Origin of the sequence: Paenibacillus vulneris (assembly GCF_039543185.1) — a bacterium.
Classification (GTDB): Bacteria; Bacillota; Bacilli; order Paenibacillales; family NBRC-103111; genus Paenibacillus_S; species Paenibacillus_S vulneris.
Genome location: NZ_BAABJG010000027.1, coordinates 1 through 12,699 on the forward strand (window position 1 = coordinate 1; position 12,699 = coordinate 12,699).

The 12,699-nt window shown below is 48.2% G+C and carries 6 protein-coding genes; 5 read left to right on the forward strand and 1 reads right to left on the reverse strand.

The features are described 5' to 3' along the window. The first annotated feature begins 396 nt into the window (after window positions 1-396). The 4 genes from ABEA66_RS22930 to ABEA66_RS22945 all read left to right on the forward strand — a co-directional run bounded on the left by ABEA66_RS22930 (window position 397) and on the right by ABEA66_RS22945 (window position 10,268). The gene (locus ABEA66_RS22930; protein WP_272949098.1) at window positions 397-984 is read left to right on the forward strand and encodes a TetR/AcrR family transcriptional regulator; all 588 of its coding nucleotides are present in this window, start codon (window positions 397-399) and stop codon (window positions 982-984) included. 70 nt (window positions 985-1,054) lie between these two features. Next, the gene (locus ABEA66_RS22935) at window positions 1,055-2,896 is read left to right on the forward strand and encodes an alpha/beta fold hydrolase (protein ID WP_345591137.1); all 1,842 of its coding nucleotides are present in this window, start codon (window positions 1,055-1,057) and stop codon (window positions 2,894-2,896) included. 451 nt (window positions 2,897-3,347) lie between these two features. Next, window positions 3,348-8,966, forward strand: coding sequence for an S-layer homology domain-containing protein (locus ABEA66_RS22940; RefSeq protein WP_345591141.1), 5,619 nt, complete (start codon window positions 3,348-3,350; stop codon window positions 8,964-8,966). Window positions 8,967-9,380: 414 nt separating this feature from the next. Next, a complete protein-coding gene (locus ABEA66_RS22945) occupies window positions 9,381-10,268 on the forward strand; it encodes a fructose bisphosphate aldolase (protein ID WP_345591143.1) in 888 nt (295 codons plus the stop codon). A 261-nt stretch (window positions 10,269-10,529) separates the two neighbouring features. Here ABEA66_RS22945 and ABEA66_RS22950 read toward each other — a convergent pair whose 3' ends face one another. Continuing rightward, window positions 10,530-11,108: a TetR/AcrR family transcriptional regulator gene (locus ABEA66_RS22950; protein ID WP_345591705.1), complete on the reverse strand. Its 579-nt coding sequence runs from the start codon at window positions 11,106-11,108 to the stop codon at window positions 10,530-10,532. Window positions 11,109-11,391: 283 nt separating this feature from the next. On the opposite strand from ABEA66_RS22950, the gene ABEA66_RS22955 reads away from it, so the two are divergent. Next, entirely contained in the window at window positions 11,392-12,657 is a 1,266-nt protein-coding gene (locus tag ABEA66_RS22955) for an MFS transporter (protein WP_345591145.1), read from the forward strand. The last annotated feature ends 42 nt before the right edge of the window (window positions 12,658-12,699 follow it).

The window sequence follows — 12,699 nt, forward strand, 5'->3', positions numbered from 1 at the left end:
AATACACCCCTTAGAATTCATCGGATTAACCAGGGGGTTTTTCCAATGTCTATTCTAAGGGGTGCACACTAGATAGCGTAGTGGCCTTTTTTTATGTTCACTGGGGGCGAACCCCTGAAAGGGGTTCAGTCCGCGCGCAGGGAGCGGAGCGGACGAGCACGGCGTTTGAATCTACCGCCAGGGTTGTCATCGGAGGGAAGCTCCGTCAGCAAGTTCAATCAGTGATTGAAACATCCCCCTTGGCTCCACCATACATAAACTTCAAACACGCCAATCCGGCGTGTTTTTTGATTTGGCAATGTTGTTGGCGAAAGAGCGAACCCCATAATGTTCGAGCATCATTTCCAATCACATCGAGGGTTTGACTTGCATGTTGTAGTACTGTATAGTAGTAATATGACAAACAAAAGATCAAGCATTTCTAACAAAGATATCGTCCTGCAGACCGCATCGACCTTATTTCTAACAAAAGGGTTTCAAGTGACAAGCATGGACGAAATTGTTGCCCTCAGCAAAGTTTCAAAAACCAACATTTATTACCACTATAAAAGTAAGGAGGAGCTTTTGTTAGCAATTGTCGATCAATTGATCTCGCGGTACGAAGAACGAATATCCCGTACCTTGACGCAAGACATGTCCATTCCTGCAAAAATGGAGCGATTATTTCGAATCCTCACGGAGGATAATGAACAAATCGATTATGTTGGTGGATGTCCGTTCCTGACACTTTATACGCAGACTTCCCATTCCTCTTCGGAAGCGAGAGCTAAAATAAAAGCATTCTTCGATAAACAACTACAAGTTGTTGAGAAGCTGCTGGAAGAAGGCGTAGAAAAGAAAGAATTGAGCCGGAATCTGCCCGTCCATGAGACAGCGGCATTGATTGTCACCTCCATCGAAGGAGCTCTATTCCTAACCAAGGCCACCAACAATCCAATGCTAGCTCAGAATCTTATTCAAGCTTTTGCTTCGATGCTTAAGTAATTAGTTACTTAAGTCATTTTTTTTGCACCGACTAGCACTATTCAGTACTAATAAATGAATCGAAAGGCAGATGATTCAATTGAAAATATTCCTGACTGGCGGGACGGGTTATATCGGTAGCCATATTCTTGCCGAGTTAATATCCAAACATCACGACATTATTGTACTCGTGCGAAGTCTTGATCGCTTTCAACATACCCTCGGGCGGTTACATTTGCTTGAGGCGCAACACGTTACTGCAGTAATAGGAGATTTGTCGAAACCGAAATTAGGGCTATCCGCGAACGATTACAAACGAATACAAAATTCCGATATCATCGTTCATGCGGGCGGTCCCATGAATATTGAGTTAAGCCAGACTGAGGCAGAGCAAGCTTTTCTTAATCCTGCCATCGAATTGGCCGAACTTTCCGAAAAAATCCATATAAAGAAAGGATTGAAGCAATTCATTCATGTTGTTGGCTATATGAGTCCATATAACGAGCAAAATGCTATTCACAATCTGGATGCCGTTCTTGAGAAAGCTCCCCCGTATGAGAAGATGAAATTTCAAGCGGACTCCTATATACGAAAAGCACTAAAACCGTTAGGCATTCCGCTGTCCACGGTTAATCCCAGTACCGTCATCGGCCATTCTTACTCGGGAATTACGGAGCAGATTGGCGGTCTTAGTGTACTGGTAGTTTCTGTGAGAAGGAATCTTGTGCCACTCGTTCCAGGAGGCAAGGACTACTGGCTGCCGATGGTACATATTGATCATGTCGCATCATTCATTGTTAACTTAGTGCAAACAAAGGAGCTTGCGAGTAATACGTATTTTTTATTGGATCCCAAGCAGGATAGTCCGTCGATCCCTTCATTGATCAGGCAAATTGCGATAGAGATGCGAGCGGCGCCGCCTTTCGGCACAATTCCGCTTGCTTTGTTGAAGTCTTTATTAGGACTTGGCATCGGCAAGCGATTGGGAATTCCCAAAGAATCGATGAATTTTCTCGTGAAATCGGAATTCCCGGTTACCTCGAAGTTTGAACTTGAGCGCAAGAACGGGGTACGGACATCCGTTGTTCCGACCACGCTTCCCTACGTAATCGCCGATCTTGATTTCCGGTTAAGCCACCCCTCATCCGAGCACCGCGAAGGGTTCGTGCAACGCAGAAGATCCAAACTAATTTCGTTGGAAAAAGAGAATCACGGTACACCGGTTATTTTTCTGCACGGAACATTCAGCGGGGCCGATTGTTTCGTTCCAATAGCGAAACAATTGAATGATGTCAATACTTGGCTGGTGGACCTTCCCGGATTCGGTCATTCACCGCGTCATCATCATCCTTCTCTGATGGACGGCTATGTAGAGGCTGTGATCGAAATGATTCTTGAGCTGAATCGCCCTGTTATTTTGATTGGTCATTCGTTCGGCGGACTTATCGCTGCTAAGGTCATGGAAAGAATCGAGCAGCAGATCAGACAACTCTTGCTATTGCAGCCCGTACTGCATCCCATTCATGCCAAATATAAATATGCAGGTGTTACCAGGTCGATAATGAAACTTATATCTCGCTCCGCGTTCAGAAAAACACTGCTGAAAGCCAATGACTTTATCGCGGACGGCGAACGACTGGATCACTACTCGAACTACGTCATTCATGATCTGCAGTCGGTCCGCATTCGTTCTACCAACGCAATGGTCATGTCAGCGTTAACACAAGTCCAGTCTTTCCAGCTAAAACCTGAATTATGGAACGCCCAAAAAGTACGAATCCATTGGGGTGACCGGGATGCAGCACATCTTATTCCGGAACGATTCAAGCACATCGATACAACCTTCATCCCCTTTGGTCATCAATACCCTTTGGAAGCTCCGCATCAGGTGGCTGAGTGGCTTCGTCAAGTTTTGGATCTTGAGTTGTCATAGAAGCATATTCTTCGGAACCATAAGGTTCCGGGGATTTTTTTTGAGCCAGCGGGGCCGAACCCCGAGGGTTCAGTCCGCGCGCAGGGAGCGGAGCGGACGAGCACGGCGTTTGAATCTACTGCCAGGGTTGTCATCGGAGGGAAGCTCCGTCAGCACGTTAAATGAAGATTCAAACATTCCCCTTGGCTCCTTTAAAGTTAGCATTGAAATGCCCTGGCCAATACAAAGGCTTGGGCATATTTTGTTTTTTTCTAGGTTATTTTGGAGAAAGCTGTTTGCCTCTTCATCGTAACCAAACAACATTTTTTCATTTTCTAGCGATATTGAATCGATTCTTTTTATGTTAATGTTAGATTTAAAGATTCGGAGGTGAGGGACAGTTAGATTAAGTTAACTATTTGAGTTTAACGTGTTTATGGAAATGTAAGCGATTTAAAGGGAGTGAGCACTATTGAACAATACTATGAATAAGACACTATCCATCCTGTTAGTATTCACTTTAATGATCGGTTTCTTTGTTGTTCCGCCGCAAGCTGCTCGTGCAGCAACAAGCAAGATTGACGTTGCGCCGAGTGCATTAACTACAGGTGCGAATGTTAAGGTTAGCTCGGAAAATAGTACAAAAAAAGCACCGCTTGCCATTGCTCATAACGGCACCGAGTTCTGGCAATATGGCGGGTCCGCTGCGAATGTTTTTCCAACAGCCGGTAATACCAGTTCCCTTTGGTTAGCTGTAGATTTGGGGACGACTCAAACTTTTGACGAAATCAGCTTCGACATTCCGGCGAGCTTTTCTAGTGTGAAAGCCCGTATGTCTGTCTATGATGTAGTATACACTTCAGATGATAATGTTTGGGCTTCTCTTCCAGCGATAAATAATTCTACTCCAAGCGCGTATGATTGGAGCACAAAATCATGGAAATTAGCCAAACACGTTGAGGTTCCAGACAGTATAGCTGCGAATGATCCGAATTGGGGATCCTTAACGCCAAGCAATACGAGTTGGACGGCCACAACTACAGGAACCTTAGCGAAGCCTGTAGATGCTCGTTACGTGATGATCCATTTTACGCAGATTTCGGGAAATCCAGGTACACTAGGGATGTCGAACCTTAAAATACTAGGCACCCCAACTAGCCCTACGATTTCTCCGGAAACAAGCTCATATGTAAAAGGGACAGGCAGCGCTCCTTCGACAACGATCACACTTAACGGCGCTTCCCTTACCGGAATTGCAAAATCAGGATCAGTAACGGATGTCGTTTATCTTAATCAAACTCAAGATTACAAGCTCGGTCCTATCTCCGGGGGTACTCAATCGGTCACATTTACAGATACTTACCTTGCTTCCCTTCCGGATGGTAGCACCTCGCTGACATTGTATTTTTCAGGCGGATCCAAGCTGCAATATACCATTAGCGTGACATCATCTACATACGCCGACACCTATCTAAACGATCCAGGCAGCGGCTATGCCCTCATCACGCCGAACTATCCGGGAATGAGCCTTACCATTGGCCGCCCGGCTGTTGTAGATGCCAATGCAGCTTCCAATAAGTTTCCTGTTTTCAATGTATCGAAAGCGTTTGCAGGAACATCCATAGCAGGTACGCTCATAGCACCTAATGGAGGGACTGTTTATACTTTCCCTGCGGCTAGTGTGGATGCAAGCGGCAATGCTGTCATCACCGTCCCTGATTCCGTTCCGTTGGTTAAGGGAACTTATAAAGCTGCATTAACGTTAACAAAAGACGGGAATACGTTGTATGACAGCTACTACTTCACGGCGATTGATGATTTTGCGAATTACAAATCCATCCCTAATGTTCAGAATTCCAATAATGCAAACGTTGCCAACGTGAATCCTGATTCCTGGGAGAATCAAGTCTATCCGGCCATCCAGATGGATGCTTCCGGTAAAATAACCTATATTCCGGATTACAAAGGCAACCAAATCATGGATTATTCGGCAGTCGGATACAAAGGCGGCGGTGTAGCCATTCCTAATGTGCCCGTGCGTGTAAAGGTGTCACCTCTAGCCAATGACAGTGACGATGCATGGCAAATCATTCAGGATGCCATTGACTACGTCTCGAAGTATCCGATTCAAGAGGATGGGTTCCGCGGAGCCGTATATTTGGAGCCGGGTGTATTCCGCATCAGTAAGCCGCTTAACGTGACAACCTCCGGTGTTGTTATACGTGGGGCTGGTGCGGGAACGGTGACTCCTGTCGTTGGCGATGGTTCCGCTTCCAACCCATATGACGAGCAAATAGCTAGTGAAGAAGCTGAGCCTGGAGTTACCAAGCTGATTTCAACTTGGACGATAGTGAACAACAGTTCCTACACACCTGCGAAAGATCATGCTTCGACAACAGGCAGTCCTTATACAAAAACGGCCAACAGTACATTAATCAACTTTAACGGACAAAGCGTCACGACATCTGCATCCACAACCATTACGGATCAATATGTAGGCGCCGGGCAATATTCCGTGCACGTTGCAAGTACAGAAGGTCTGTCCGCAGGTGACCTCGTAACGGTGCAAAAAGCGGTCAACGCGAACTGGGTACAAGCCATGTACATGGATAAGGTAGACGGCGCAAGCAACTGGCTGCCTAATGGTAAGCTGGAGGGCGGCTTTGCCGGCACACCTTTCACCGCAGAACGTACGATCAAGAGCATCGATGCGGCTTCCAAAACGATAACGTTTGCAGAACCGCTTTCGGATAATCTCGATATGCGCTGGGGCGTTGCCAAAGTCGTAAAAACCGCAGAGAGCGGCCGTATCCGTAATGTGGGCGTTGAAAATATTCAAGGCATCTCGCATTTCTACAATACCAACAAGCCATTGCTGTCCAATAAATATGGCAAATACTTTTTATCCTATAACGACGAGAACCACGCTGAAGTGTTTGTGGCGATGGTGAACGTTCGCGACGGATGGCTGCGTAACTTTACGACGTACCATATTGACAGCGCATTTGTGACAGACGGCAATTCGCGTAACATTACCGTACAGGACGGTAATATTCTGGATCCTGTCAGCTTGATGGATGCGGGAGAACGCCGCTATTCGGTGTATTATAAAAATTCGGAGTACATGTTTACTCAGCGTGTATATTCGAGATATATGCGTCATGCGTTTATCGTAGATTCCTATACTTCGGGCCCTAACGTTTTTTATAATAGCGTGAGCGAATACACGTCCAATGCGTCCGAACCGCATTTCCGCTGGTCGTCGGGCGGGTTGTACGATAATGTCAGTGCACGGATCTATCTGCAAAATAGATGGAACATGGGAACCTCCCACGGCTGGGCGGGAGTTAACTATCTGCTGTATAACTTCACCGGTCCGTTCATAGCCGCGCAGCCTCAGCTTTCGCCGAACTATGTAATCGGTCACTTCTTTGACAAGAATAATAATCTGTTAGGGTCTGCTACGGACTCAACAACCGGCCGACAGAAACCGGATAAAGGCGACTCCGTTAACATGGCGAATGCCGGGCTAAACGGAGGCAAGGTACCGAATTTTGAGGCATATGAATACAGTGTGACACAAAAGGTGACACCGGCGGCAAACCAGATGCCGGACAGCCTGTATGTTCAGCAGCTGATTAATAGCCACGGTCCACAAGCCGCTGCTAATCTTGAAGAAAAAACAGTTCCACCGATCGATGATCAGGCAAGCGCGGAAAGGCCGAAATTGAAAAATCTTTTGGTTGACGGACAGGCGGTTTCCGGTTTTTCTCCGGATGTTTACAGCTACACCGTTACGCTGCCTCTAGATCATGATTACTCCAAAAAAACGGAGATAACCGCACAAGCGGATGCAGGCGTTATCGTTGACATTGCCTATCCTCAAGAGGGTACGGCACAAATTACGCTGACAGATGCTAAAGGCGTGAAGAATTTTTATAGTGTATCATTTATCGCTATTCAAAAGTCACCGATTGTGATTGCAAGCGACCAGCAAGTGGATACGAGCAACTCCAATTATGCGGTAAACGTCCTGAACCCTGGTGATTATGCCGGTGCAGCCTCGCTTCGTTGGGCAGCTAATGGATCGGCATGGATTAGAATGTATTTGGGAGAGACTGCGAAAACGATAAATGGCGTACAAATAGGGTTTGTAGAAAACTCAAGCGGTACCCGTTTCTATAAGTTAAGAGTTGAGTACTCGACTGATGGGCAGAACTGGTCCTTTGTTCCGTCAGGAACTGTAGTCAGCAACACTACGACGACTCCAACATCATGGAACGTAGAATCCAATACGTATATGAACTCACTAACGATCACCGCGGATATAAATAAAAAAGTACCGGTAACAAACACCTTACAGACGTTTACATTTGACAAGCCTGTACAAGCTCGCTTTATTAGGATTTCAGGCAATGGAAATTCGGGGAACCAATGGAATAACTATTGGAGGCTTCGTCCCGTATTCCCTCAAGCAGAGCCGGAGTACACGCCTCCTACAGGAGTCACCGTCACAGGACCGGCAGCACTGATTGCAAAGAGCTCTGCGCAGCTCCAGGCACAAGTGACACCTGACACGGCAACCGTAAAAGAAGTGATATGGACATCCAGCAGCCCGGCTGTTGCAACCGTGGATTCGACCGGAAAAGTGACCGCCGTTGCAGCAGGAAATGTTACCATCACGGCAACAACGGTAGACGGTACGTTTGTTTCGTCGGGTGTGATCCAGCAAGCCGTAGGCACACATGATTTGACCATCATGAATAGCAGCAACGCCGACTTAAGCTCTTTGAGCCTGTCGAACGGGTCTCTGAGCCCTGCCTTTGCGTCCGGCACAACAGCCTATACGTCGAATGTGGCTGCCGCTGTATCAAGCCTGACGGTAACAGCCAGTGTGTACGATAAGAACGCAACGATGACTGTGAATGGAAATTCAGTGGCAAGCGGCCAAGCCAGCAGCCCTATCAACCTGCAGATTGGCAGCAATGTGATTACGATCGTAGTGACAGCGCAAGACGGAACTACGAAAACCTACAGCGTAACCGTAACGCGTGTACCCGGCAGCAGCGGCAATCGTGGCAGCAGTGGCGGAAGCGGGGGTGTAGCTGCGCCAGGAGACTCCAAAGTGACCTCGACGGACGGCAGGCTGACGTTACCGGCAGGCAAGTCCGGAGAAGTGAGCTTGAACAACGACATTGTGGTCTCGATCCCTGCCAATGCCAGCAGTAAGGAACTGAAGCTCACCATTGAAAAATTGGCGGACACTTCGTCTCTGATCAAGAAGGAGGTTCTGCTCAGCTCGATCTTTGAGATTCTGAAAAACTTCCCGGAAAACTTCAGTCATCCGGTCACGCTGACCTTTACGTTCAATCCGGCAAGCTTGAAAAACAATCAGGCGGCAGGTATCTTCTATTATGACGAAGCGAAGAAAGCATGGATTGAAGTCAAAGGCAGCAAGATCAACGGAAACAAGATTTCCGTCGAAGTCGATCATTTTACGAAATTTGCCGTACTAGCAGTAGATTCTGCGGCGGAGAAGCCGGCTCCTGATGTAAACCTGAGCGATCTCACGGGTCATTGGGCAGAGGCTAATGTTAAGCAAGCAGTAAACAAAGGAATCGTCAGCGGCTATCCGGATGGTACATTCAAGCCGAATAACACGGTAACCAGAGCGGAATTCGCCGTCATGCTGATGAACACATTGAAGCCGCAAGGAGACGGAGCAGCACTAACCTTCACCGATAAAGCGGAGATTGGAGCCTGGGCGCAGAAAGCCGTGGCGCAGGCGTTCCATGCGGGGATTGTGAAAGGCTATGAGGATGGCAGCTTCCGTCCGGACGCCCAAATTACTCGTGCTGAGATGGCTGTCATGCTGTCCAACGCTTTAGGTTTGACTACCGAAGCTAATGCGGTAACCGGCTTTGCGGACGATAAAGACGTTCCTGCATGGGCAAAAGGCGCCGTAGCGGCGATGAAGAAACAGCAGCTTGTAGAAGGTAAGGGAGACAACGAATTCGCTTCCGCAGCCCCTGCAACAAGAGCCGAGGCGGTAACGGTGCTCTTGAACATGCTGGCACAAAAAAACAAGTAATTGTAATGCTCCAATCATGGGGAGAGGTTATTCTGCAGGAAATCTTATGGTTTCCTTGCAGGATAACCTTTTTTTGAAATCATAAATTTTCAATTCCGGGGTTCCATGGAACACAGTCGTTCCTCTTAAACAGCCTTGATCAGAGTCCTTTCATCCTTTTCCTGCGATTCTAGGGCAGTCTTCGGTTTGGTTGAGGGATGATTTTTGGTGTACAATAAAACTGATCCAGTGATCTCGATACATGGACATGCCTAACCGGTTTGCGATTTACGCAGGTGTGACTTCGGCAGGCAGATTGTTCACAAGCTTTCGATTGCGTTACTGGTTGTTTCCGTTGTAAGCCTTACGAAGATGGTTATTCCGAGGTACCGGGTTAGAGGTCGTCTATTCCAAGAAAAGGAAGGAGAATTATCATTGAACAAGGAGCAATTGGATCGAATTCATACCGGAAAAGGGTTTATCGCAGCGTTGGACCAGAGCGGAGGGAGCACTCCCAAGGCGCTGCTTCAGTACGGTATTAAGGAAAACAGCTATTCCAATGAGGAAGAAATGTTTGAGCAGGTTCATGAAATGAGAACGCGTATTATCAAGAGTCCGGCTTTTGATTCGAAGTATATCTTAGGTGCGATCTTGTTTGAAAATACGATGGACCGCACGATAGATCAACAATTTACGGCCGATTACCTGTGGGAGAAAAAAGGCATCGTGCCTTTTTTGAAGGTAGACAAGGGACTAGCCGGGCTGGAAGAAGGCGTACAGCTTATGAAGCCGATGCCTGATTTGGGCAGCCTGCTGAAGCGGGCGAATGAAAGACATATTTTCGGGACCAAAATGCGTTCCGTTATTAAGGAAGCTAACGCCGCGGGCATTCGAAACGTGGTGGAGCAGCAGTTTGAAATCGGCAAACGGATTGTGTCGGCGGGGCTTGTACCGATCATCGAGCCTGAGGTGGATATTCATAGTGCGGACAAGCTGAAATCGGAGCAGCTGTTAAAAGATGAGCTATACAAACAATTGTCCGCCCTGGATCAGGATGCGCGTATCATGCTGAAGCTCTCCATCCCGACGGAGCCGGATTTTTACCGCGATTTGATGGACGATCCGCATGTCGTAAGGATTGTTGCCTTGTCCGGCGGCTATGATCAAACGGAGGCTAATGAAATACTGGCCCGCAACCATGGGTTGATCGCCAGCTTTTCGCGCGCCTTATCGGAGGGGTTAACAGCCCAGCAGACCGATGAGGAATTCAATGCGAAGCTATCCCATTCCATACAATCGATTTACGAAGCGTCCATAACTTGATTCCGGTGGTGGGGTATCCCTTGTAGGAGCGATAGCGTCCACCTTTGTTCTCGGAAAATACCCGCTATAGAGCGAATATAATCAAAATTTTCCGAGAACAACAGTGGCCGGAGGGGTATACCCCACCGGGGTACCTATGCTGTTTTTCAATTTCTGCAGGTTTCTCAACAGACCGGCCCCACTCGTGGGGCTATTTTATTTTTACTGAGCAGAAGTTTAAGTGACGCAGTTGCATCCTCTCCTATCTATAAGGCCAGCAGATTATCTCAGCAAGGTAAGGATGGAATGAATGCTATTGTCAACGAAAGACTTGTCGGGACGGGATTTGAGCAGGACGGTCAGTCCGATTAAGGAAACGACCAAGGTCTGCGCCAGCGCTTTGGCATTCAATTCACCGGAGAGCTCGCCCGATCTTATGCCCCGCTCGATCGTCTCCTGGAACAAAGCGGAGAGATACATTTGATGCTCCCTTGTCAGGATTTCGTATTTCTCATCGTGGGGGGCAAGCTCGACCATTGTGTTGATACAAAAGCAGCCGCGGCTTGGGCCTTCCCGGTATTCCTCCATTACAACGCCTTCCAGAAATGCGCGGAACGCTTCTTTCACCGAAGGCTGCTGCAGCTTACCTCGAACGTGTACGGCGTGAGTTTTCGTATATTTGCGCAAGGCGGCTTCGAACAAACCCTTCTTATCTCCGAAGGCAGCATAAAGACTTGGTTTTTGAATCCCCATTCTGGAGGTCAGATCGCTTAACGAAGTAGCTTCGTACCCCTTTTCCCAAAATAGCTGCAGGGCTGCATCCAGCGCCTGCTCCTCATCAAATTCGCGAGGCCGAACCATCATACCCCTCATTTCCATCAAGCTTGTTTTCAAAATCGTCTTGTTGAAAAAAATATTTCATACCGATCGGTACGTTATTATTGTATCCCTAAGCCATCACAATGTCAATGAGACTCTGATAGTGAAGAAGAAAAGCAGCAGGGGAAAGTTAATACATAACAATAACGTCCGTTTAATGACTTGACAACAAGGATGACGCTAAGTTATGTTATTTTCAACTTAGTTATGTACCGTTCGGTATGTAATTATGCTGCACAATGACATAAGAGGGTGGGAGAAAGGAATGGAAAAGCTTGAACAAACGTCATCGGCTTGCATGAAGGAAGCTGACCGGGATAGCAGGGATGCAAACGAGGGTACCGTCGGGAACAATCACTCCTCGGCCGCTATCTCCGTATCTCGCCGTACGGCGCTGACATTTGCGGTGGCTTGCGGGATGGCGGTGGCCGGGATTTACTACGCTCAGCCGCTTCTCGACGCTATGTCAAACGAATTTGGCATCGCCCCTTCAACCATCGGCGTCGTGATTACCGTTACGCAGGTTTGCTATGCGTTAGGATTGATCCTGCTGGTGCCGCTTGGAGATTTGTTGAATCAGCGGAGGTTAATTTTAGGGCAGATGCTGCTTTTAGTCCTGGCTTCATCTGTGGTAGGCCTGGCTCCCACAAGTACGGTGCTTTTTGCTGGTATCGCTCTCGTCGGGCTTCTGGCCGTGGTCACTCAGACACTTGTAGCCTTCGTGGCTGCACTGGCTTCTCCACACGAACGCGGACGGGTCATAGGCTTGGTAACGAGCGGGATCGTTATCGGCATTCTGCTTGCCAGAACTGTGGCCGGATTGCTGACGGACCTTGCCGGATGGCGTTCGGTCTATCTTGTCTCTGCATCCTTGATGCTCCTTATGGTCCTCTTGCTATTTCGGGCTTTGCCGAATAAGGAACGCGAGAATTCACCCTTGTCTTATTGGCAGCTGCTGCGATCGGTCCTCTTATTGTTTGTAGAGGAACGAACGCTGCGTATCCGCGGGCTGCTGGCTTTTTTCATATTTACCGCATTCAGTATACTGTGGACCTCGCTTGTTTTGCCGCTCAGCGCGCCACCGCTGTCTCTCTCGCATAGCGCGATTGGAGCATTCGGGCTTGCAGGAGCAGCGGGGGCGCTGGCGGCGGCCAAGGCAGGCAAATGGGCGGATCGCGGATTAGGGCAATGGACAACAGGGGTTGCACTTATCCTGCTGCTTGCGTCATGGGGGCTGATTCGTTTGGTTGAATCCTCCTATTGGTTACTGATCGTTGGAGTCATTGTCCTGGACTTTGCCGTGCAGGCAGTGCACGTCACGAATCAGAGCATGATCCTAAGCGTAAGGCCGGAATCGCGCAGCCGTCTGACTGCGGCTTATATGATCTTCTATTCGGTCGGCAGCGCGACAGGTTCGATTGCATCCACCCTCACTTATTCCCTCGCCGGCTGGAGCGGCGTATGTATACTGGGCGGCTCGGTCAGCGCTTGTGCCATTATCTTTTGGGTATGGACCCGGACGGGGAGATGATGGAAAGGAGGCAGGATAATAGACGGGAGGCCAACTGCCAGC